Source organism: Pseudomonas sp. ITEM 17296, assembly GCF_028895205.1.
In the GTDB taxonomy this organism is placed as follows: Bacteria; Pseudomonadota; Gammaproteobacteria; order Pseudomonadales; family Pseudomonadaceae; genus Aquipseudomonas; species Aquipseudomonas kermanshahensis.
On record NZ_WJRS01000005.1, the window covers coordinates 129,323 to 149,995 of the forward strand.

Below are 20,673 nucleotides of genomic sequence, written 5' to 3' on the forward strand. Positions count from 1 at the left end.
CATGGCTGAATTGCTGAGCAAGGAACAGTACGCGGCCATCGCCGCCGACCTGCAACTGCGCACCCAGGCGTTCATCGACGGTGAGTTCCGCGATGCCGTCTCGGGCCGTACCTTCGTCACCACCAACCCGGCCACTGGCAAACAGCTGGCCGAAGTCGCCGCCTGCGACGTGCAGGATGTCGACGTTGCCGTGGCGGCGGCCAAGCGTGTCTTCGAAGACGGCTCGTGGTCGAAACTGCAACCCGCTGAGCGCAAGCACATCCTGCTGAAGTTCGCCCAGCTGCTGGAAGACAACAGCCACGAACTGGCGGTTTTGGAGGCACTGGACAGCGGTAAGCCGGTCAGCGAATGCCAGAACGTCGACGTGCCGGAAACCATCCACACCCTTCGCTGGCACGCCGAGCTGATCGACAAGATCTACGACAACACCGCCCCCACCGGCAATGCGGCCGTGACCATGGTGGTGCGTGAAGCCATCGGTGTGGTCGGCCTGGTGCTGCCGTGGAACTTCCCGCTGCTGATGCTGGCCTGGAAGATTGCCCCGTCGCTGGCGGCCGGTTGCTCGATCGTGGTCAAGCCGGCCAAGGAAACCACCCTCAGCGCCCTGCGCGTGGCCGAGCTGGCGCATCAGGCCGGCGTACCGGCGGGTGTGTTCAACCTGGTGCCAGGCGGTGGCCGTGAAGTGGGCGAAGCCATCGGCCGCCACATGGACATCCCGATGGTCAGCTTCACCGGTTCCACCGACACCGGCCGCCTGTTCCTGAAATACGCCGCCGAGTCGAACCTCAAGCGCATCGTGCTGGAGCTGGGTGGCAAGAACCCGGCCGTGGTCATGAACGACTGTGAAGACCTGGACGAAGTGGCCCAGTTCGTTACCGCCGGTGCGTTTTGGAACATGGGCGAAAACTGCTCGGCGTCCTCGCGCCTGATCGTGCACAAGGACGTCAAGGACGAGCTGCTGACGCTGATCGGCAAGCACTTGAAGGACTGGAAGCTGGGCGACCCGCTGGACCCGGAAAACCGCTTGGGGGCGATGGTCAGCAAAGCGCACTTCGAGAAGGTGAAGTCTTACCTGGAATATGCCGCCGAGCAGAAGCTCAACGTGGTGCAGGGCGGTGAGACCGAGCAGGGCGTGTTCGTGCAACCGACCATCGTTGACGGGGTGACGCCTGACAATCGGTTGTTCGTCGAGGAAATCTTCGGGCCGGTGCTGAGCGTGACCAGCTTCGAAACCATTGACCAAGCGATCGAGCTGGCCAACGACACCATCTACGGCCTGGCGGCTTCGGCCTACACCGGCAGCCTGCGCAATGCCCTGCGCTTGTCGCGGGAAATCCGCGCGGGTGTGGTCACGGTCAACTGCTTCGGCGAAGGCGATGCTTCGACGCCGTTCGGCGGCTACAAAGAGTCCGGCTTTGGTGGGCGCGACAAGTCCATCTGGGCGCACGATCAGTACACGGAGTTGAAGACCATCTGGATCAACGCTTCGTGAGCTGACTGCAGGACGGTGCTGTTCTGACGGAGCTCAGCACCTGGCCGCCTCTGGTGATGCCTCTACCGACCTCTTCGCAGCACAAGGCTGCTCCTACAGGACGATGTAGGAGCAGCCTTGTGCTGCGAAGAGGCCGGTACAGGCACCCTTAGAGGCGGCTTTTTTACTTGAACTTGGGCCCCGACCGGGTATTCAGCCCTTTGGCCATCCGGTCATACAGCACCACATTCACTGTCGCCGCCAGGTTCATGCACCCCTGGGTCGGAATGTAGATGGTCTCTTCACACCACCCCCGCACATCCGCATCGAGGCTGCCGTCTTCTGGCCCGAAAATGTAGATGGCGCGATCCGGGTGGGTGTACTCGGGCAGCGGCCGTGCGCCGTCGACCAGTTCTACCGCCACCGGCGTGCAGCCCAGCGGAATGATGCGCTGCAGGTCGTCGATGCCGATCAGCGGGATGTCGTAGTGCACACGTTTGGTGTCGGTGACGAAGTCGCGGGCGCGCTCATACCGTTTGCCGGTGTAGAACACCGAGTTGACGCCGTAGCAACCCGCTGCGCGCATCACCGAGCCGACGTTTTCCGCCGACTTGGGGTTGAACAGGCCGATGCAGCTGTATCGTTTGTTTGCCACGTGCCGGGGCCCTTCGCAAAAAAAGCGCGATTATACGGGCTCGCCGGCCGCAGCGGGGGCTGTGTCGATGGTCAGTCTTTTTTCAGCAGGCCAGCCAGCCCGGCAAACGGGTTATGGGTAGCCTTGGCGATGCTCGGGGTGCTGGTCGAGCCTTCGCTGAAATACTGCTGGTCGGTATAGCGCGAGTGTTCGTTGTCGTGGCAGTACAGGCACAGCAACTCCCAGTTCGAACCGTCCTGCGGGTTGTTGTCGTGGTTGTGGTCACGGTGGTGCACGGTCAGCTCGCTCAGGCGCTTGCCGGCAAACTCGCGGGCGCAGCGGCCGCACACGTGCGGGTACATTTTCAGGGCCTTGTCGCGGTAGCCCATCTCTTTGTCGCGCTTGGCGTCGGCAAGGATGCGGTCGAGGCGTGCGGTGGCGGCGGAGGTAGAGGCCGAGCTCATGGTGTTTCCTTTGTTCTGATCAGGCAAATGACGGTTATGCCACTGAGTCTAGCGCGCTTGCAGGCCAGGCGGACAGGCGAAAGCTTCCATTTAGGCGTAGCCTGTAGGAAGGTTCCCGACAGGAGGTTGCTGATGTTGCATGCGATCCTCACCGCGTTGCTCCTGGCTGGCCTGCCCATGGCCGAAGCCGCCAGCGCGCCACCCCGGCTCAATACACCCGTGCCCGGCGCCCCCGGCACGCCCACGCCCACGCCCTATCCGCAGATCACCCCGAGTACGCCGCCGAAGGCTTATGACAGCCAGCCTGGCGCACCGTTGTTGCCGCCAATGCCGGTGCCTGGGCCGCCGAAGGACCAGCCGTTGCCAGGCTTGCGGCCAGAGCCGCCGAAGGTGCCGGTGGAGGAGGATTAGAGTGACGGTTTTGGGCGGGAAAGGATGGCCGTGGAATTTGCGGTGTGGCGTAAATCGAGCGCCGCCCGCGCGGCGCATCGCGAGCAACGCTCGCTCCTACGTTCGTTTCGGGCCAGTCACGCCGGTGGCAGCGCGCGCGACCGCCTTGTTTATACGTCCCGATATTGAGGTGTACGCCAAGGGGCCGCGCGCCAATACCTCAGTAATAATTGGCCAGAAACAAACGTAGGAGCGAGCGTTGCTCGCGATGTGCCGCGCGGGCGGCGCTCGGTTTCAAAGCCGCTGTATCCCCAACGGCATGCACCTATAAAACACTGCGCGGTCTCACCTTTGCGCTACACCACCCCCAACTCGCCAAACACAAAGGCATACTCCAGCGCCACATCCTTGAGCCCCTGGTACCGCCCACTCATGCCGCCATGCCCAGCCCCCATTTCAGTCTTGAGCAGCAGCAAGTTGGCATCGGTCTTGCGCGTGCGCAGGCGGGCGACCCACTTGGCGGCCTCCCAATACTGCACGCGGCTGTCGTTGTAGCCGGCCACCACCAGCATGGCGGGGTAGGCCTGGGCTGTTACGTTCTCGTACGGTGCATAGGCCTTGATGCGCTCATACACCTCGGGCTCTTGCGGGTTGCCCCACTCGTCGTACTCGGTGACGGTCAGCGGCAGGTCGGGGTCGAGCATGGTGTTGAGCACGTCGACGAAAGGTACTTCGGCAATCGCACAGCGGAACAACTCGGGGCGCAGGTTGAGCACAGCGCCCATCAACAACCCACCCGCGCTGCCGCCGCTGATGGCCAGGCGCTCGGGCGAGGTCACGCCTTCGGTGATCAGGTGCTCGGCACAGGCGATGAAGTCGGTGAAGCTGTTCTGCTTGTGTGCCTGCTTGCCGGCCCGGTACCAGGCTTCACCCAACTCGCCACCACCGCGCACGTGGGCAATGGCAAAGGCCACGCCTCGCTGCAGCAGGCTCAGGCGGGCATGCGAGAACCACGGGTCGAGGCTTTCGCCATAGGCGCCGTAGCCATACAGGTACAGCGGCACGGTCTTGCCCAGGTCTTCGCGGCGGCGCACCAGGCTGATCGGCACCTGTGTGCCGTCCTGGGCGGTGGCCCACAGGCGCTGGCTGACATAGTCGTCGGCATCGAACGCACCCAGCACCGGGGTTTGCTTGAGCACCGCCTGTGCACCGGTGGCCAGTTCCAGCTGCCGCACCTGGGCCGGGCGGTTGAGCGCTTCGTAGCGCAGGCGTACGCGGGTGCTGACGAACTCAAGGCTGGCCTGCACGTAAAGGCTGTAGGCAGCATCCGGCAATTCGACACGGTAAGCCGCCAGGCCCTGGGGGCGTACTTCGATGATCGGCAGGCCACCTTCGCGCAGGCTCAGGGTCAATGCCCCTGCGTTGAGGCTCAGGCCTTCCAGCATCACCTCGTCGCTGTGCGCTACCAGCAACTGCCAGCGATCACGGGTCGGTACGTCATCGGCCGGGGCGTGGTACAGGGCGAAGTTGATGCCGTCCTGGTTGGTGCGGATGAACCAGCGCCACTCGCCATCGAGCTGGCCGTGGTCCGGGAAGTACTCATGGTCTTCAACCCGTGGCGCCAGGCAGGTGAACGGCAGCTGCGGCGTTTCGGCGTCGAGTACCCAGGCCTCGCTGGTGGTCTTGCTGTTCAGCAGCATTACCAACTGGCGTTCGGAGCTGGTGCGGTAGCAATGCAGGAAGAAACGGCCGTCGGGCTCTTCGAACACGGTTGGCGCGCCGCTGCTACCCAGGGTGTGACGACGCAGGCGCCAAGGGCGGTGGGTGTCATCCAGTTCGGCGAAGAACAGCGTCTGGCTGTCATTGGCCCAAGTCAGGCTGCCGTCGCAGTCCTCGAAGGGCAGGGTGGTGATGCTGCCGTCGCCCAGGTCCTTGACGTACAGGGTGTAGATCTCGTCGCCGCTGGTGTCGAGGCTGTAGGCCAGCAGGCGATGGTCGGGGCTGACGTTGAACGCCCCCAGTGACAGGAAGCCGCCGTTGGCCAGTGCATTGGGGTCGAGCAGCAGCTGTTCGCGGCTTTCATCCACCGTGTTGGAGTCGTCAGCCGGGCGCGGGCAGCGGTAATGGCGCGGGTATTCGTCGCCGGCGGTGGTGCGGGTGTAGTACAGGTACGGGCCCCAAGGGGAAGGCAGCGACAGGTCGGTTTCCTGGATGCGGCCTTTGATTTCCTCGAACAGCTGTTCACGCAGGGGCGCCTGGTCGGCCAGGCAGGCCTCCTGGTAGCTGTTCTCGGCCTGCAGGTATTCGAGCACCTCGGGCGCGTCGCGCTGTTGCAGCCAGGCGTATGGGTCGGCGGCTTGGTCTGCACGGGCGATGGGGGGCTGGGGCTTGGTGGGCATCGGGGGTCCTTGGCTGAGGGCTTGCGGTGCCTGTTCAGGCCGCTTCGCGGGCAAGCCTGAACAGGGAAGCGCTGTCTGCGCCCTGAAAAGTGTTTATCATAGGCAACTCTTTGCCTGGCTTGCACGAACACCATGACCGAGAACGACTATACCCTCGCCTGGGGCCTGTACGCCATTGCCGCCCTGGGCTGCCTGTTGGTGGGCTTCAAGCTCACGGGTTGGATGTGGCGCTGGCTGCGCGAACCGCTGCGGGTGATCCTGGCGGTACTGCTGCTGACCCCGACCATCGTCGACCCGGTCAAGGACAGCTTTGCCCCAGCCATCGCCATTACCGCCCTGGACGTGGCCTTCAAGGTCGGCAACAACGCCTGGCGCGCGGTGTCCGACTTTGCCATGTACGGCATGATCGCCTTTGGCCTGTACTTGCTCTTCGTGCTGGTGCGCTGGCCGCTGGAAAAGCGTGCCCGTGAGCGCCGCGAGCAAGCCGAGGCCGCCGCCAAGCGCCAGGCCGCCGAAGATGACGAGGTCCGGGTCGACGCCCCGCTGGCGGCCGAGCGCCGCGACCGTTACCGCAACGATCCACCCCCTGCCGCGCCTGCGGGCGGCGGTCGGGTCGAGCCTCGCCTGTAATCGGAGACACGCGCATGTGCGAACTGCTGGGCATGAGTGCCAACGTCCCCACCGACATCGTTTTCAGCTTCACCGGCCTGATGCAACGCGGCGGCCGCACCGGCCCGCACCGTGATGGCTGGGGCATCGGCTTCTATGAAGGGCGTGGCCTGCGCCTGTTCCAGGACCCCGCCGCGAGCAGCGAGTCGGAAGTCGCCAACCTGGTGCAGCGTTACCCGATCAAAAGCGAAGTGGTCATTGGCCACATCCGCCAGGCCAACGTCGGCAAGGTGTGCCTGTCCAACACCCACCCGTTCGTCCGCGAAATGTGGGGCCGCAACTGGTGCTTCGCGCACAACGGCCAGTTGGGCGACTTCAAGGGTGAAGCGACCTTCTATCGGCCCGTGGGCGATACCGACAGCGAAGCGGCCTTCTGCGACCTGCTCAACCGCATCCGCGCGGCCTTCCCAGAGCCGGTAGCCGTGGAACAGCTGCTGCCAGTGCTGGTCGAAGCCTGTGCCGGCTACCGTGGCAAGGGCGTGTTCAACTGCATGCTCAGTGACGGCGACTGGCTGTTCTGCTTCTGCTCGACCAAGTTGGTGCACATTACCCGGCGCGCACCTTTTGGTGCGGCACGGTTGAAAGATGTCGACCTGATCGTCGATTTTCACACCGAAACGACCCCCAATGACGTGGTCACGGTGATTGCCACCGAGGCCCTGACCGAGAACGAGACCTGGGCGCGTTACGCGCCGGGCGAGTGGGCACTGTGGCGGCACGGAGAGTGCGTTTCGCAAGGCCAGAGCTAAGGACGCTGCATGTTCAGAAGTTACCTGCGGTTGTTGCTGTTCACCTTCGGCCTGCTGGCCGGTATCCAGGTTCCGGGGCTGGTAAATGACTACACCCAGCGGGTCGAGGCGCACCTGTTCGAATCACGCCAGGCGCTGGATGGCTTCAAGCAGACGGCCGAACGCTTCTTCAATGGCGACCTCCAGGCGCTGCTGCGGCATTACCGCAGCAGTGATGACCCGGTGTTCAACAGTGATGCCAACAGCATCGAAAGCCTGATGATCCGCAACGAACTGCTGGAAAACGAATGGCAGGCGCTGCAAGGGTCGTGGGTGAGCCGTACCTGGCATGTGTTGGTACAGCCGGACCCGCAAATGCGTGAAGAAACGCTCAAGGGCTACAGCTACCAGATTCTGCTGGTGCCAGAGGCGGTTGGCTGGGGCATTGGTGCCGGGTTTGTGCTGGCCTTTGTGGTCGAGAGCCTGTTGCTGGCGCTTGGCTGGGTGATCATGGGCGGGCGGCGCCGGGTGGTGAAGGAAAGCTGGCGCTGAGTCATGTAGCGCCTGTGCGGGCCTCTTCGCGGGGCAAGCCCGCTCCCACAGGTTGCCCACTGCTCTCAGGCTCAGTGGGCAGCCTGTGGGAGCGGGCTTGCCCCGCGAAAGGGCCGGTAAAGGCAGCGATAATCCCTAGACCAGCACAATCCGTTGCCCACCCACATCCTGCGCATACCGCTCAAGCACCTGCCGGCACACCTCGACCACCTCATCCACCAATGCCACGCCAGTCTGCCAGGCCACCACCAGCTCCAGGCTGGGCGGTGGTTGCAGCCCTTCCAGCAGCACCAATTCCCCCAAGCCTAGCTCCGCATCCACCAAGGCCGGTGGCAGCGCACCCACCGCAAAGCCGTCGCGCAAAAGCCGGGTAATCGCTGCCACCGAGTTCACGCAGTTCAAGCGCGGTGTTTGCACCCCGGCGCCTTGCAACAGGCTGAGCACTTCCTGGTGTGGCCTCGAGTTTTTCGAAAAGGTCACGATGCGCTCGCGGCCCAGTTCCGCCAGCGAGGCGTAATCACGGTGCTGGAGCGAGCCTGCGGCCACGATCCAGCCCATCGGGTAACGCGCCAGGTCCAGGCTGCGGATCGACTGTTCACGCAACAGGTCGGTCTGCAGGATCACATCCAAAAAGCCCTTCTGCAGCTGCTCGCGCAGGTTCAGCGCGGTATCAGCCACCAGCTCGATCTCTACCTGCGGGTAGCGCTCGGTCAACGCCGCTACCAACGCGCTCATCCAGGTATGGATCACCGTGTCCATCACCCCGATGCGAATGCGCCCGACCTTGGCCCGGTCGCTGTCCAGCGATTGCTTCATGGCCTTGGCGGTGTCGAGCATACGCTCGGCGTATTCCAGCACCTTGCTGCCCTCCGGGGTCAGGCTGACGCCGCGCGAGTCGCGCAGCAGCAGTTTGACGCCGAGGTCGGCTTCCAGCGCGGCGATGCGGCTGGAGACCGAGGCCTGGGTGGTGAACAGCTTTTCTGCGGTCAGGCGGAAGCTCTTGAGCCGGGCGACCCAGACGAAAGTTTCGAGGAAACGAAGGTTCATGATCAGTTTTTCTTGTTCCAGACCGGCGGTTTTTCTCGTTGGACGCACCCGGCGCGGTCTCTGAACAATGATGCCCAGGCCGCGACGCAATAGGTCGCCCCATAAAACAATACCAACAAGCCGAGGCAAGCATGAACCCCACCGGCGTGCAGCAGCAGGTCGCTTCACCTTCTTCGACCGGGCCTTTCGCCTGGTACCGCGACATCGACAAGCAGCAACGACGCACCTTCTGGAGCTGCAAGATCGGCTATGGCCTGGACGGCATGGACACGCAGATGCTCAGCTTCGTCATCCCCACGCTGATCATGCTGTGGGGCATCAGCACCGCCGAGGCCGGGCTGATCCATACCAGTACGTTGATCGCGTCTGCCATCGGCGGCTGGGTCGCCGGCATCCTGTCCGACCGTATTGGCCGGGTCCGCACCTTGCAGCTCACGGTGCTGTGGTTCGCGTTCTTCACCTTCCTCTGCGGCTTCGCGCAAAACTACGAACAGCTGCTGATTGCCCGCACCTTGATGGGCTTTGGCTTTGGCGGCGAATGGACCGCCGGCGCGGTGCTGATCGGCGAAGTGATCCGCGCCCAGGACCGTGGCAAGGCGGTGGGCATGGTGCAGTCTGGTTGGGCCATCGGCTGGGGCCTGACCGCAATTCTGTACGCGCTGCTGTTCTCCTGGCTGCCGGCCGAGCAGGCCTGGCGCGCGCTGTTTTTGCTGGGGCTGGTGCCGGCCGTGTTCGTGATCTTCGTGCGCCGCCTGGTCAAGGACCCGGAGGTGTACCGCCAGGCCAAGGCGGCTGAGGCGGTCGAAGCACCGTCGCACTTCTACGAAATCTTCGCCCCCGGCATGCTCTGGACGACCGTGCGTGCCTCCTTGCTGACCACCGGAGCACTGGGCGGTTACTACGCGATCACCTCGTGGTTGCCGACCTTCCTCAAAAACGAGCGCGGCCTCAGCGTGCTGGGTACCGGTGGCTATTTGGCGATGGTGATCGTCGGTTCCTACATCGGCTATGTGGTCAGCGCGTACCTGTCCGACCTGCTGGGCCGCAAGAAGAACTTCATCCTGTTCGCCGTGGGCTCGTTCATCATCGTGCTGCTGTACACGCAGGTGCCGGTCAGCGATGGCGTGATGCTGTGGCTGGGCTTCCCGCTGGGGTTCTTCGCCTCGGGCATCTTCAGTGGCATGGGCGCGTTCCTGACCGAACTGTTCCCCACCCGCATTCGTGGCTCGGGGCAGGGCTTTTGCTACAACATCGGCAAGGTTATCGCCGCACTGTTCCCCTTGCTGATCGGCGTGCTCAGCCAAAAGGTGCCACTGGGGTTGGGGATTGGTGTTTTCTCGGCTGTCTCGTACGGCGTGGTGATTCTGGCAGCGCTCAGCCTGCCGGAAACACGCGGCAAACACCTTCAGGCGCGGTAAGGTAGGCCTATGAACAGCGACAAGGGAGTCTGTGTGGTGGAACGCCTGCTTCTCAATTGTGACATGGGCGAGAGTTTTGGCAGCTGGCGCATGGGCCTGGATGCCGAAGTGATGCCGTTTATCGATTGCGCCAACATCGCCTGCGGCTACCACGCCGGCGACCCCAGCATCATGCGCCGTACCGTGGAGTTGGCACTGGCCCATGGCGTGACCATCGGCGCGCACCCGGCCTACCCGGACCTGGTCGGCTTCGGCCGCCGCTCCATGGCCTGCAGCCCTGAGGAAATCCGCGACCTGCTGCACTACCAGATCGGTGCGCTGGACGGCATCTGCAAGGTGCTTGGTAGCCGGGTGGCCTATGTCAAACCCCATGGCGCGCTGTACAACGACATGATGGCCGACCCGCTCAAGTTGCGCGCGGTGCTCGAAGCCGTGGCGGCCTATGACAGCGGCTTGCCGTTGATGCTCATGGCCACTGCCGACGACAGTGCGGCACAGGCCCTGGGGGAGAAGATTGGCGTGCCGCTGTGGTTCGAGGCCTTCGCCGACCGCGCCTACACCGCCAGTGGCCACCTGGTCTCGCGGCGCCTGCCCGGCGCCGTGCACCATGACCCGGCCCTCGTGGTCGAACAGGCCGTGCGCCTGGCCCGCGGCGAAACCCTTGTAGCGGACGATGGCAGCGCGTTGCGCCTGCGCGCCAGCACCCTGTGCGTGCACGGCGATAACGACAGTTCAGTGGCAGCGGTGCGGCAGATCCGCCAGGCCCTCGATGCGCTGGAGCAAGCATGAAGGTGCGCGTTGAAGTGGTCGCGATCGACAGCCTGATGGTGCGCCTGTTCGACACCATCGATGAAGCCAACATGCCGTGGATGCTCGCGGCCAGCCAGCGCTTGAATACCGCGTTCGGGAAGCACCTGGTGGACTTGGTGCCTTCCTACACCACGCTGATGGTGCAGTTCGATCTGCCGCCTGGGCAGGCGAGGGCGCTGATCACCCAAGCGCTGGAGGGGCTGCAGCCGGACACCGGCAGCGGTGGCCGTCGGCATCAGATTCCGGTGTGGTACGACGCCAGTGTTGGCCCTGAATTGCCCGTATTGGCGGCGCGCGCCGGCCTGAGTGAGCAAGCGGTGATCCGCCTGCACAGCGAGCGCGAGTACCCGGTATTCGCCCTCGGCTTCGCCCCAGGCTTCGGCTTCATGGGGCTGGTGGACGAGCGGCTGGCATCGCCGCGCCTGAGCACCCCGCGCAAGCGTGTGGCGGCGGGCAGCGTGGGTATCGCCGAGCGCCAGACCGCCGCTTACCCGGCGGTATCGCCAGGCGGCTGGAACCTGATCGGGCGTACCCCGGTGCGCCTGTTCGACCGTGAACGCGAAGGCTACAGCTTGTTGCAACCGGGTGACCGGGTGCGTTTCGTGGCGGTTTCCCACGCCGAGTTCAGGGCGTTGGGGGGGGATGACAGCCCACTGGAGGCGCAGGCATGACGCAGTTGAACATCGAGGCCAGCACCGCGCTGTGCCAATTGCAGGATGCCGGGCGGTTTGGCGTGCGCCACTTGGGCGTGACCCAGGGCGGGGCCCTGGACTGGGTGGCGATGAATTGGGCCAACTGGTTGCTGGGCAACCCGCTGGGTGCGCCAGTGATCGAGGTGGCGTTGGGCGGATTCAGCGTGGTGGCGGAGCAGGATTGCGTCCTGGCCTTGGCGGGCGCCGACCTGGATGCGCGGGTTGATGATCAGCCCCTGGCGCCTTGGCGCAGCTTTACTCTGGCCAAGGGCCAGCAGCTGACTTTGAGGCAGCCCAAGCAGGGCGTACGCGCTTATCTTGCTGCGCCTGGCGGGTTCCAGGCCGAGGCAGTGCTGGGCAGTTGCGCCACCGTTGTACGTGAAGGACTTGGCGGCATCGATGGGCGAGGGGACGCGCTTGGCAAAGGTCAGGGGCTGACATTTGCCGGTTCATCCCCGGCCTTGCGCGAAGTGCCTGGGGCGTTGCGGCCTGTGTATTCGGCGAAGCCTGTGCTCGACCTGGTGATGGGCGCGCAGATCGGTGACTTCAGCGGCATGAGCCTGTTTGAAGCGTTCAACAGTGACTGGACTTTGGACAGCCGAGCAGACCGCATGGGGATCCGATTGCTTGGGCCACAGCTGGTTTACCAGGGTGCGCCGATGATCTCCGAAGGGATTCCGCTGGGCGCGGTGCAGGTGCCGCCAGATGGGCAGCCGATCGTGCTGCTCAATGACCGGCAGACCATTGGCGGGTATCCGCGGCTGGGGGCGTTGACGCCGTTGGCGCTGGCGCAATTGGCGCAGTGCATGCCGGGGGCGGTCGTCAGGTTTCAAGCGGTCGTGCAGGATACCGCGTGGCAGGCACATCGTGATTATCTGAAGCGTTGGTGCTGATGAGCAGCCGGTAAAGATCAACGCAGTGCAGTCGTAACAACCAACGCGGAGCTGTTAATTTTGCCAGTTGTAGGCGCGTTGCGATGTTGCGAACATTGCCCTTCATTGCTTGGCAATGCTCCACTGCTGGAGGTGGCTCATCTTTAAGAAAACATTTTTCTATGCGGGAAAACGACGACACTGCGAGCTGCATGACTCGGGGAGCATTTTATACTTTGGTACCGATACGGTGCCTTTGGCTATCCGGTCTTCTGCCAGTTTCAAGCTTGAAATATTGTGCCTTGCAGTCGACCGTTCCCGCTCAGTCCTGGGGGCGTATCAAACAGGTGGCGTGAAAGCAGCATACTCGGTTTATGGCGATCATTCCCGACACGAGTCCGCCTATCCACAGGCATTCAATGGTGAACATCTGGATGAAAACCTGCGCGGTTATCACTTGGGTCGCGGTTACCGGTTCTACGACCCTCTGTTGATGAGGTTCTTCACTGCAGATGCAGAAAGCCCCTTCGCCCAAGGTGGTATCAATGCCTATGCCTACTGTACCGGAGACCCGGTAAACAGAGTTGATCCCAGCGGGCGAGGATATACGCTTGTAGACCTGGCACATTGGGCAAATTCAAAAATCCAGCGAAATGTTTTTCCTGCGGGGACAAAAGCACCTTTCTCGAACTTGGGTATCGACAGCGGCTTCAACGGTTACGCCGTTGAAGCTCGCTTCAAAAGCGGTGATGTCGGGCCTGTGGTTGAGCGCTTGCTTCCTGGAAATTTCGAACCTTTGATCAAACGTTACCCTGGTCAGGCAGACGCCATCATGATCAATATGACAGAGCGTGCGCTGAAACGATTAACGGGGAAAGTCACAGTCCAAAGCGCATTTGTCGAAAAACGCTTTCGTCAAGGAATGACGAAACGAGATGGTGATATGGTGATGTACCTGACAGATAACGGTATTCCTTCCCAAAGGTTCGCGGAGGTACGTCAGTCCCTAAAAGTCGGGGATAGTCAGCTCAAAGAAGAAGTTATACATATTTTCAAGGAACGGCTTGCAAACATAAGGGATGGCAAGCCGTTGATCGAAAAGGATTGGCACGCTGGCTTCTGGAATGAGCGTTACACACCTTAGCTGCGCATGCAGGTGAGACGCAGCCAGGCTACGTGTTTACTTGGAGAGATACCGCATCCCATCCTCCAACCCCTGCAAGGTCAGCGGGTACATCTTGTCCTCGATCAAATCCCGCACCAGGTGCGTAGACGCCGTGTAGTCCCACGCCTGCTTCGGGTACGGGTTGATCCAAATGATCTTCTTGAATTTCTCCATGAAGCGCTGCATCCACACATACCCGGCTTCTTCGTTCCAGTGCTCGACGCTGCCACCAGGCTGGGTGATCTCGTAGGGCGCCATGGCCGCGTCGCCGACGAACACCACTTTGTAGTCATCGCCGTACTTGTGCAGCAGGTCGAAGGTGGAATACCTGTACCGTTGTCACTGAGGGCGGTACGGGCAACTCTATTTGGTGTCGATGATGACTTGTGCACGTGGCAATAAATAACAATTGAGTGATTCACATGGTTGGAAAGCACATTATCGCTGGCGCCGCACCTGGCAATTTTACGAGTTGCGGATTGCACGTTCGTTATGCACGATAATTAAAGGTGATAGGTATGCCGTAATTAAAAGGTGCAATGCCAATGAGCTCACGTTTCTTTTATGAACATAGCCAGCGAGTCGCGGAGATTTCGGAATTGCAAAATTACCGTCACTTCAAAGTGGGTGCTATGCCCTTGGGTGGGATTCAAAGCGCCGCAACCTTTAAGGTTGTTGAATGCATGGTCTTTGGGCAAAGTCACTCTGTTTTTGGAACGTTTAAGGTAAGGCTTGCTTATACACCATATGGGTATGCACCAAGTGGCGATCACTCATTTTTGATTAGGTTTAACGGTGAAGACAATGACTCGGTCTCAGGTTGCTACTTGCTGGGGAATGGCCGTCGTTGCTACAGTCCTTCATTGCGTAGATTCTACTCGGCAGACAAGTTAAGCCCATTTGGTGCGGGCGGTGTAAATGCGTATGCGTATTGTCAAGGTGATCCTGTCAATAATGTGGATCCCTCAGGTGCGGTTCCACAGTTTTTGACTGATATTTATCGTTCTGTCAGAGGTGCGTATAATTACTTATTGCCCTATGGTATTGATGGTTATGAGCGCAGGAATAGGTGGGGGTATATAATCGCTATCTGGAGTCAGGTATAGATGGGCTTGACATTTATGATCGACAGGCTTTGCTTGATAGCGGTGTATTGAGTGGGAGTGATTGGCGAAAGCTTACTGAGGCTGCACTTAAGTACTTGAAAGGTAGCGAAAGTTCCTTGGCTGATGTTGTGGTTCGAGATTTTTGGGCGCTTGATGCTATTAGAGATGTACGCATGGATCGTTCTAGATCTAGTGGTGGTCTCGCGTCCAGGTCTCTGTCGCGTGCAGAGCTTGAGCAAAATACCGATAACTTTGCGGTGAATAATGTGTAGCTGTCAGAGCACTTTCGGAGGCGGCTGGAGATGCTTAACGAAAACGAAAGTGCGGGTATGGAGTTCGCAAGAGAATTCTGGCGTAAACAGGATCTTGAAGGGCCAAGGATTAGAGAGCAAAACATAAGAATGCGGCGGCATTTTCCGGAGTAGGGCAGCGGATCGAAAATGAGCGAACTCTTTAAAAAGTCCAAGGCTTTGTCGTGGGTCGCTGCAACGCGACAAAAGGACTGGAGCCGTATTGTCAAACGGCTGTGTTGCGGCGGCGGTATCGAATGAAAGCATCCTTGCTTCCCTTGATCCAAGGTTGGCAGATTATTGGCGGCATCGGCGTCTAGTCGTTCTGAGCCCCGCCGCCCTTGGGTCCACTGGGATGGAGGGAGCTGAAGGTACAGCTTTATTTGGACAGGTACCGCATCCCATCCTCCAACCCCTGCAAGGTCAGTGGGTACATCTTGTCCTCGATCAAATCCCGCACCAGGTGCGTAGATGCCGTGTAGTCCCACGCCTGCTTCGGATACGGGTTGATCCAGATGATCTTCTTGAATTTCTCCATGAAGCGCTGCATCCACACATACCCGGCTTCTTCGTTCCAGTGCTCGACGCTGCCACCAGGCTGGGTGATCTCGTAGGGCGCCATGGCCGCGTCGCCGACGAACACCACTTTGTAGTCATCGCCGTACTTGTGCAGCAGGTCGAAGGTGGAGAACCGCTCCGAGGTGCGCCGTAGGTTGTTCTTCCACACCGACTCGTACACGAAGTTGTGGAAGTAGTAGTACTCCAGGTGCTTGAACTCGGTCTTGCAGGCCGAAAACAGCTCTTCGCAGACTTTGACGTGGGCATCCATCGAGCCACCGATGTCGAACAGCAACAGCAGCTTGACGGTGTTGCGCCGCTCCGGGCGCATCTGGATGTTCAGCAACCCGGCGTCGCGTGCGGTGTGGTCGATGGTGCCGTCGATATCCAGCTCTTCGGCAGCGCCTTCACGGGCGAACTTGCGCAGCCGGCGCAAGGCCAGCTTGATGTTGCGCGTGCCCAGCTCGACCTGGTCGTCGAGGTTCTTGTACTCGCGCTGGTCCCACACCTTCACCGCCTTGCCCTGGCGCTGGCCAGCCTCGCCCACGCGGATGCCTTCGGGGTTGAAACCGCCTGAACCGAATGGGCTGGTGCCGCCGGTGCCGATCCACTTGTTGCCGCCGGCGTGGCGTTCCTTTTGCTCTTCAAGGCGTTTCTTGAATTCCTCGATTAGCTTGTCCAGGCCACCCAGCGACTGGATTTGCGCGCGTTCTTCATCGGTGAGCGAGCGCTCGAATTCCTTGCGCAGCCAGTCTTCGGGGATCAGCGCTTCAAGGTGGCGGTCGAGGTTTTCCAGGCCCTTGAAGTAGGCCGAGAATGCTCGGTCGAATTTGTCGAAATGCCGCTCGTCCTTCACCAGGATCGCCCGTGCCAGGTAGTAGAACTCGTCCATGTCGGCGAACACCACGCGTTTTTGCAGGGCATTGAGCAGGTCGAGCAATTCGCGTACCGACACCGGCACCTTGGCCGCGCGCATTTCGTTGAACAGGTTGAGCAGCATGGCCGGCCCCTCAGCGGTTGCCGCGTCGGCTCATGAACGCCAGGCGCTCGAGCAATTGAACGTCCTGCTCGTTCTTCACCAGGGCGCCCGCCAGGGGTGGGATGGCTTTGGTCGGGTCACGCTCGCGCAGCACCGCTTCGCCGATGTTGTCGGCCATCAGCAGCTTGAGCCAGTCGACCAGCTCGGAGGTGGAGGGCTTTTTCTTCAGGCCCGGCACCTTGCGCACGTCGAAGAACACGTCCAGCGCCTCGCTGACCAGCGATTGCTTGATGTTCGGGTAGTGCACGTCGACGATCTGTTGCAGCGTGGCGCGGTCGGGGAAGGCGATGTAGTGGAAGAAGCAGCGGCGCAGGAAGGCGTCGGGCAGTTCTTTTTCGTTATTCGAGGTAATGATGATGATCGGGCGCTGCTTGGCCTTGATGGTCTCGTCGGTTTCGTAGACATAGAACTCCATCTTGTCGAGTTCTTGCAGCAGGTCGTTGGGGAACTCGATGTCGGCCTTGTCGATTTCGTCGATCAGCAGGATGACCCGCTCTTCAGCCTCGAAGGCTTCCCAGAGCTTGCCCTTTTTCAGGTAGTTGCGCACATCGTGGACTTTTTCGGTGCCCAACTGCGAGTCGCGCAGGCGGCTGACCGCATCGTACTCGTAGAGGCCCTGGTGGGCCTTGGTGGTGGACTTGATGTGCCAGGTGATCAGGCGGGCGCCGAAGGAGGCCGCGAGCTGCTCGGCGAGCATGGTCTTGCCAGTGCCCGGTTCGCCTTTGACCAGCAGCGGGCGTTCGAGGGTGATGGCCGCGTTTACCGCCAGTTTCAGGTCGTCTGTGGCGACGTAGTCGCGGGTGCCTTCGAACTTCATGGGAGTGTCCTCTGCGGGTGGCTGTGCCGGCCTTTTCGCGGGGCAAGCCCGCTCCCACAGGAGCACCACAAGCCTTGAGAACTGTGGTATCCCTGTGGGAGCCGGCTTGCTGGCGATAGGGCCATGACAGCCAGTACCTATTTTTGATTTGTTACCGACTATAACGCGGGGCTCGGCGCCTGCAAACGCAGACCGGGTATTCAGTCCCTGAATGCCCCGTCACGCGCTTTCAGTCGGACTTGGGCGCAGGCTGCTCATACCGGGCATTGAACGCCTGTACAAAGCCATTACGCAGGATCTGCAAAAACGCCTCGAAGGCACTGACATCCTGTTTGTGCACGCTGCCACTTAGCTCCACCCGGGTGGCGAACTGGTTTTTCGGCTGGTTTTTCAACACCGATTCGGTGCCCCCCACCAGCGCCTCCCACACCGAGCGGAAAAAGCCCTTGTCCTTGTTCTGCACGTCCTGCTGCCAGTTGAACACATCGACATCGCGCAGCAACGGCTTGATATAGCCCGTAAGCCGGCCCTTCTCAGCCTGGGCTTCGATCACCAGGTCGCCATGCCCGGCATTGAAGTCGAACTTGCCATAAGCGCTGGCAAAGTCATTGAGCTTGCGCAACTGAATATCGGAGGCGCGCAGGCGGAATTCGAAGTCGTCGAAGTCGCTGAACGGGTCGAAGGTAGCGCGGCTCTCGACCTTGGCATCCCCGAACAACACGGCATTGGCGTCGAAACTGGCGTCGCGCCGGCCTTTTTCGTTGCGTACGTTGGTCAGGTTACGAATGCTGGCGTCGAGCCGGGTCGCCTTGAGGTTGACGGGGGGCTTGGAGGTGAAGTTGCGAAAGGTCAGCACGCCGTCTTCAATGCGCACTTCGTTGAGGGTGATCGGCAGCAGTTTTTCCAGTTGTTGGCGCCAATCGGTGCCGCGGCCGGTCTGTGACGCCTGCTTGCTGCCGCCATCGACAAAGTTCAGCGCTGGCCGCACGAAGGTCACCTCGGCCACTACGGCGCGGTCGTGCCACAACGCGTGCCAGCTCACCGACAGGTCGATCAAGGGCGCATCAAGCAGCGGCACCGGGACCTTGCCGCTGGTCTTGACGATCTTCAGGCCGTTGATCTGGTAAGCGCCGCGCCACCAGGCCAGGTCGACGTCGACGACCTGGCCGCGGTAGTCACCCATGTCGGCCAGCTTGTCGTTGAGGTAGTCGCGCACCAGGTAGGGCAGGGCCAGGTGCAGGGCCACCAGCAGCACGACCAGGCTGGACAGGCCGACCAGCGGCCAGCGGTAGCGACCTTTCATCGAAGGTTCTCCTAGGCTGGATGTGCGGTTGACCGCAGCCGCCGCCTGGGAGTTCGAACAGGCTTTACGGGCCAACGGGGCAGGCTTACCCTTGAAGTCTTTCCCTGCATCTTCATGTTCAAGGACCCCTGCCATGAGCCGTATCTACGCAGACAACGCCCATTCCATCGGTAACACGCCGCTGGTGCAGATCAACCGCATCGCCCCGCGTGGGGTGACCATCCTGGCCAAGATCGAAGGGCGCAACCCGGGCTACTCGGTCAAATGCCGGATCGGCGCGAACATGGTCTGGGACGCCGAAAGCAGCGGCAAGCTCAAGCCCGGCATGACCATCGTCGAGCCCACCTCGGGCAACACCGGCATTGGCCTGGCGTTCGTTGCCGCCGCCCGTGGCTACAAGCTGATCCTGACCATGCCGGCCTCGATGAGCCTTGAACGGCGCAAAGTGCTCAAGGCCTTGGGTGCCGAGTTGGTGCTGACCGAGCCGGCCAAGGGCATGAAGGGCGCCATCGAGAAGGCCAACGAAATCGTCAACTCCGACCCGGCCCAGTACTTTCAGCCAGGCCAGTTCGAAAACCCGGCCAACCCGGCAATCCATGAAAAGACCACCGGCCCGGAGATCTGGAACGACACCGACGGCGCCGTCGATGTGCTGGTGGCCGGTGTGGGCACTGGCGGAACCATCACCGGCGTTTCGCGCTACATCAAGCAGACCCAGGGCAAGTCGATCCTGTCGGTGGCGGTGGAGCCGGTGGCCTCGCCGCTGATCAGCCAGACCCTGGCCGGTGAAGAACTCAAGCCCAGCCCGCACAAGATCCAGGGCATTGGCGCGGGCTTCGTGCCGAAGAACCTCGACCTCACCATGGTCGACCAGGTCGAGACAGTGACCGACGAAGAGTCCAAGGCCATGGCCATTCGGCTGATGCAGGAAGAGGGCATTTTGTGCGGTATTTCCTGTGGCGCAGCGATGGCGGCGGCAGTGCGCCTGGCCGAAAAACCAGAGATGCAGGGTAAGACCATCGTCGTAATCCTGCCCGACTCTGGCGAGCGTTACCTGTCGAGCATGCTGTTCAGCGATATGTTCAGCGAGCAGGAAAACCAGCAGTAATCGCCTTGTCCTCTGATCAGGCGCAACACTCGGTAATCCGGTTTATTGCAGAATCTTCATGAATGAGATCCCGCCCAGGTTGTTTTTACCGGGGCGGGATGGGTTTATGATGGCCGGATGATTTTTTCGGGAGCAGGCGGCGCAGGCCTGCTTCCTTTCCAAGGAGTGTTGCATGACCTTTTCCTTTGCAGCCAAGGCGGGTGTCCTGCTGGTGTTTTTCGGCAGCGTGCTGTTCGTGCACCTGCGCGGCAAGGCGCGCCTGCCGGTGTTGCGCCAGTTCGTCAACCATTCGGCGCTGTTCGCCCCCTATAACGCCTTGATGTACCTGTTTTCTGGCGTGCCGTCCAAGCCGTACCTGGACCGCCAGCGCTTCCCTGAGCTGGATGTGCTGAAGGACAACTGGCAGGAAATCCGTGAAGAGGCCATGCGCCTGTTCGACGAGGGCTACATTCGCGCAGCCGAAAAAGACAACGACGCCGGCTTCGGTTCGTTTTTCAAGAAGGGCTGGAAGCGCTTCTACCTGAAGTGGTACGACAAACCGCTGCCGTCGGCCGAGGCCTTGTGCCCGCGCACCGTCGAGCTGGTCAGCAGCATCCCTAACGTCAAGGGCGCGATGTTCGCCTTGCTGCCCGGTGGCAGCCACCTGAACCCGCACCGCGACCCGTTCGCCGGCTCTTTGCGCTATCACCTGGGCTTGTCCACGCCCAATTCCGACGACTGCCGCATCTACGTCGATGGCCAGGTGTATGCCTGGCGTGACGGCGAGGACGTGATGTTCGACGAAACCTACGTGCACTGGGTCAAGAACGAGACCGACGTCACCCGCGTAATCCTGTTCTGCGACATCGAACGCCCGCTGAGCAGCCCGCTGATGACCCGCATCAACCGCCAAGTCAGTGCCTTCCTCGGCCGCGCCACCGCGCCGCAGAACACCGACGACGAGCGCGTCGGCGGGATCAACCAGGCGTATGCCTGGAGCAAGCGCTTCAGCAACAAGATCAGCAGCCACGTGAAGCAGTTCAAGCGCGCCAACCCCAAGGCTTACCGCATTTTGCGGCCGGTGTTGGCGGTGGTGGTGGCGTATCTGTTGTACCGCTGGTTGATCTGATTGCTATTTGCCCGCAGCGCCAGGTGTTCCTGG

20 protein-coding genes and 1 pseudogene are annotated in these 20,673 nt (G+C 61.4%); 13 read left to right on the plus strand and 8 right to left on the minus strand.

Features of this window, described 5'->3' with window-relative positions; translation table 11 throughout:
* Window position 1: 1 nt before the first annotated feature.
* The gene (locus GIB19_RS08170; RefSeq protein ID WP_099430179.1) at window positions 2-1,492 is read left to right on the plus strand and encodes an aldehyde dehydrogenase; all 1,491 of its coding nucleotides are present in this window, start codon (window positions 2-4) and stop codon (window positions 1,490-1,492) included.
* A 163-nt stretch (window positions 1,493-1,655) separates the two neighbouring features.
* Here GIB19_RS08170 and GIB19_RS08175 read toward each other — a convergent pair whose 3' ends face one another.
* Window positions 1,656-2,126: an RNA methyltransferase gene (locus GIB19_RS08175; RefSeq protein WP_027594606.1), complete on the minus strand. Its 471-nt coding sequence runs from the start codon at window positions 2,124-2,126 to the stop codon at window positions 1,656-1,658.
* Between the two features lie 71 nt (window positions 2,127-2,197).
* Complete coding sequence (locus GIB19_RS08180; protein ID WP_027594605.1) at window positions 2,198-2,569, minus strand: YajD family HNH nuclease; 372 nt, start codon at window positions 2,567-2,569, stop codon at window positions 2,198-2,200.
* A gap of 132 nt (window positions 2,570-2,701) precedes the next feature.
* Here GIB19_RS08180 and GIB19_RS08185 point away from each other — a divergent pair, with 132 nt between their 5' ends.
* Window positions 2,702-2,980, plus strand: a complete 279-nt coding sequence (locus GIB19_RS08185) for a hypothetical protein (protein WP_274885156.1) — start codon at window positions 2,702-2,704, stop codon at window positions 2,978-2,980.
* 335 nt (window positions 2,981-3,315) lie between these two features.
* Here the strand turns inward: GIB19_RS08185 and GIB19_RS08190 are convergent, their stop codons facing one another.
* Complete coding sequence (locus tag GIB19_RS08190; protein ID WP_274885157.1) at window positions 3,316-5,358, minus strand: S9 family peptidase; 2,043 nt, start codon at window positions 5,356-5,358, stop codon at window positions 3,316-3,318.
* Window positions 5,359-5,490: 132 nt separating this feature from the next.
* Between GIB19_RS08190 and GIB19_RS08195 the strand changes: the two genes are divergently transcribed.
* From GIB19_RS08195 to GIB19_RS08205, 3 genes are read left to right on the plus strand one after another with little or no spacing between them, the layout of a single operon-like run.
* Window positions 5,491-5,988: an MFS transporter gene (locus GIB19_RS08195; protein ID WP_274885158.1), complete on the plus strand. Its 498-nt coding sequence runs from the start codon at window positions 5,491-5,493 to the stop codon at window positions 5,986-5,988.
* A gap of 14 nt (window positions 5,989-6,002) precedes the next feature.
* A complete protein-coding gene (locus tag GIB19_RS08200; protein WP_027594601.1) occupies window positions 6,003-6,776 on the plus strand; it encodes a class II glutamine amidotransferase in 774 nt (257 codons plus the stop codon).
* A gap of 9 nt (window positions 6,777-6,785) precedes the next feature.
* Window positions 6,786-7,307: a DUF2937 family protein gene (locus tag GIB19_RS08205; protein ID WP_027594600.1), complete on the plus strand. Its 522-nt coding sequence runs from the start codon at window positions 6,786-6,788 to the stop codon at window positions 7,305-7,307.
* A gap of 135 nt (window positions 7,308-7,442) precedes the next feature.
* Here GIB19_RS08205 and GIB19_RS08210 read toward each other — a convergent pair whose 3' ends face one another.
* A complete protein-coding gene (locus tag GIB19_RS08210; protein ID WP_027594599.1) occupies window positions 7,443-8,354 on the minus strand; it encodes a LysR family transcriptional regulator in 912 nt (303 codons plus the stop codon).
* A gap of 131 nt (window positions 8,355-8,485) precedes the next feature.
* On the opposite strand from GIB19_RS08210, the gene GIB19_RS08215 reads away from it, so the two are divergent.
* The 5 genes from GIB19_RS08215 (at window position 8,486) to GIB19_RS08235 (ending at window position 13,290) form a co-directional block, all read left to right on the plus strand.
* Window positions 8,486-9,772: an MFS transporter gene (locus GIB19_RS08215; RefSeq protein WP_099455040.1), complete on the plus strand. Its 1,287-nt coding sequence runs from the start codon at window positions 8,486-8,488 to the stop codon at window positions 9,770-9,772.
* A 9-nt stretch (window positions 9,773-9,781) separates the two neighbouring features.
* Window positions 9,782-10,561 carry a 5-oxoprolinase subunit PxpA gene (locus GIB19_RS08220; RefSeq protein ID WP_274885161.1) on the plus strand — a complete coding sequence of 260 codons (780 nt, stop codon included), beginning with the start codon at window positions 9,782-9,784 and terminating at the stop codon, window positions 10,559-10,561.
* Window positions 10,558-11,253, plus strand: coding sequence for a 5-oxoprolinase subunit PxpB (pxpB, locus tag GIB19_RS08225; protein ID WP_274885162.1), 696 nt, complete (start codon window positions 10,558-10,560; stop codon window positions 11,251-11,253). The genes GIB19_RS08220 and pxpB overlap by 4 nt, the downstream gene beginning before the upstream one ends.
* Window positions 11,250-12,167 (plus strand): 5-oxoprolinase subunit C family protein, encoded by a 918-nt coding sequence (locus tag GIB19_RS08230; protein WP_274885163.1) that lies wholly within the window; start codon window positions 11,250-11,252, stop codon window positions 12,165-12,167. Before pxpB ends, GIB19_RS08230 begins: the two co-directional genes overlap by 4 nt.
* 331 nt (window positions 12,168-12,498) lie before the next feature.
* Complete coding sequence (locus GIB19_RS08235) at window positions 12,499-13,290, plus strand: RHS repeat-associated core domain-containing protein (protein ID WP_274885164.1); 792 nt, start codon at window positions 12,499-12,501, stop codon at window positions 13,288-13,290.
* A 36-nt stretch (window positions 13,291-13,326) separates the two neighbouring features.
* Here GIB19_RS08235 and GIB19_RS08240 read toward each other — a convergent pair.
* Window positions 13,327-13,641: pseudogene (locus GIB19_RS08240) on the minus strand (hypothetical protein); the annotation flags it as partial.
* 215 nt (window positions 13,642-13,856) lie between these two features.
* Here GIB19_RS08240 and GIB19_RS08245 point away from each other — a divergent pair.
* On the plus strand, window positions 13,857-14,417 hold the full coding sequence (locus GIB19_RS08245; RefSeq protein WP_274885165.1) for an RHS repeat-associated core domain-containing protein: 561 nt from the start codon (window positions 13,857-13,859) through the stop codon (window positions 14,415-14,417).
* Between the two features lie 669 nt (window positions 14,418-15,086).
* Here GIB19_RS08245 and GIB19_RS08250 read toward each other — a convergent pair.
* From GIB19_RS08250 to GIB19_RS08260, 3 genes are all read right to left on the minus strand, one after another.
* Complete coding sequence (locus GIB19_RS08250) at window positions 15,087-16,265, minus strand: vWA domain-containing protein (RefSeq protein ID WP_265968506.1); 1,179 nt, start codon at window positions 16,263-16,265, stop codon at window positions 15,087-15,089.
* A 10-nt stretch (window positions 16,266-16,275) separates the two neighbouring features.
* Window positions 16,276-17,121 (minus strand): AAA family ATPase, encoded by an 846-nt coding sequence (locus tag GIB19_RS08255; protein ID WP_027594591.1) that lies wholly within the window; start codon window positions 17,119-17,121, stop codon window positions 16,276-16,278.
* A 229-nt stretch (window positions 17,122-17,350) separates the two neighbouring features.
* Window positions 17,351-18,424, minus strand: a complete 1,074-nt coding sequence (locus GIB19_RS08260) for a DUF748 domain-containing protein (protein WP_274885167.1) — start codon at window positions 18,422-18,424, stop codon at window positions 17,351-17,353.
* Between the two features lie 133 nt (window positions 18,425-18,557).
* On the opposite strand from GIB19_RS08260, the gene cysK reads away from it, so the two are divergent.
* Window positions 18,558-19,532 (plus strand): cysteine synthase A, encoded by a 975-nt coding sequence (gene cysK / locus GIB19_RS08265; protein WP_274885168.1) that lies wholly within the window; start codon window positions 18,558-18,560, stop codon window positions 19,530-19,532.
* A 172-nt stretch (window positions 19,533-19,704) separates the two neighbouring features.
* Complete coding sequence (locus GIB19_RS08270) at window positions 19,705-20,640, plus strand: aspartyl/asparaginyl beta-hydroxylase domain-containing protein (protein ID WP_238215933.1); 936 nt, start codon at window positions 19,705-19,707, stop codon at window positions 20,638-20,640.
* Window positions 20,641-20,673: the final 33 nt, after the last annotated feature.

Bases quoted from the DNA above. Each gene is read 5' to 3' on its own strand.
- GIB19_RS08170 (WP_099430179.1), top strand. From the start codon at position 2: ATGGCTGAATTGCTGAGCAAGGAACAGTACGCGGCCATCGCCGCCGAC.
- GIB19_RS08180 (WP_027594605.1), bottom strand. From the start codon at position 2,569: ATGAGCTCGGCCTCTACCTCCGCCGCCACCGCACGCCTCGACCGCATC.
- GIB19_RS08185 (WP_274885156.1), top strand. From the start codon at position 2,702: ATGTTGCATGCGATCCTCACCGCGTTGCTCCTGGCTGGCCTGCCCATG.
- GIB19_RS08190 (WP_274885157.1), bottom strand. From the start codon at position 5,358: ATGCCCACCAAGCCCCAGCCCCCCATCGCCCGTGCAGACCAAGCCGCC.
- GIB19_RS08195 (WP_274885158.1), top strand. From the start codon at position 5,491: ATGACCGAGAACGACTATACCCTCGCCTGGGGCCTGTACGCCATTGCC.
- GIB19_RS08200 (WP_027594601.1), top strand. From the start codon at position 6,003: ATGTGCGAACTGCTGGGCATGAGTGCCAACGTCCCCACCGACATCGTT.
- GIB19_RS08205 (WP_027594600.1), top strand. From the start codon at position 6,786: ATGTTCAGAAGTTACCTGCGGTTGTTGCTGTTCACCTTCGGCCTGCTG.
- GIB19_RS08210 (WP_027594599.1), bottom strand. From the start codon at position 8,354: ATGAACCTTCGTTTCCTCGAAACTTTCGTCTGGGTCGCCCGGCTCAAG.
- GIB19_RS08215 (WP_099455040.1), top strand. From the start codon at position 8,486: ATGAACCCCACCGGCGTGCAGCAGCAGGTCGCTTCACCTTCTTCGACC.
- GIB19_RS08220 (WP_274885161.1), top strand. From the start codon at position 9,782: ATGAACAGCGACAAGGGAGTCTGTGTGGTGGAACGCCTGCTTCTCAAT.
- pxpB (WP_274885162.1), top strand. From the start codon at position 10,558: ATGAAGGTGCGCGTTGAAGTGGTCGCGATCGACAGCCTGATGGTGCGC.
- GIB19_RS08230 (WP_274885163.1), top strand. From the start codon at position 11,250: ATGACGCAGTTGAACATCGAGGCCAGCACCGCGCTGTGCCAATTGCAG.
- GIB19_RS08245 (WP_274885165.1), top strand. From the start codon at position 13,857: ATGAGCTCACGTTTCTTTTATGAACATAGCCAGCGAGTCGCGGAGATT.
- GIB19_RS08250 (WP_265968506.1), bottom strand. From the start codon at position 16,265: ATGCTGCTCAACCTGTTCAACGAAATGCGCGCGGCCAAGGTGCCGGTG.
- GIB19_RS08255 (WP_027594591.1), bottom strand. From the start codon at position 17,121: ATGAAGTTCGAAGGCACCCGCGACTACGTCGCCACAGACGACCTGAAA.
- GIB19_RS08260 (WP_274885167.1), bottom strand. From the start codon at position 18,424: ATGAAAGGTCGCTACCGCTGGCCGCTGGTCGGCCTGTCCAGCCTGGTC.
- cysK (WP_274885168.1), top strand. From the start codon at position 18,558: ATGAGCCGTATCTACGCAGACAACGCCCATTCCATCGGTAACACGCCG.
- GIB19_RS08270 (WP_238215933.1), top strand. From the start codon at position 19,705: ATGACCTTTTCCTTTGCAGCCAAGGCGGGTGTCCTGCTGGTGTTTTTC.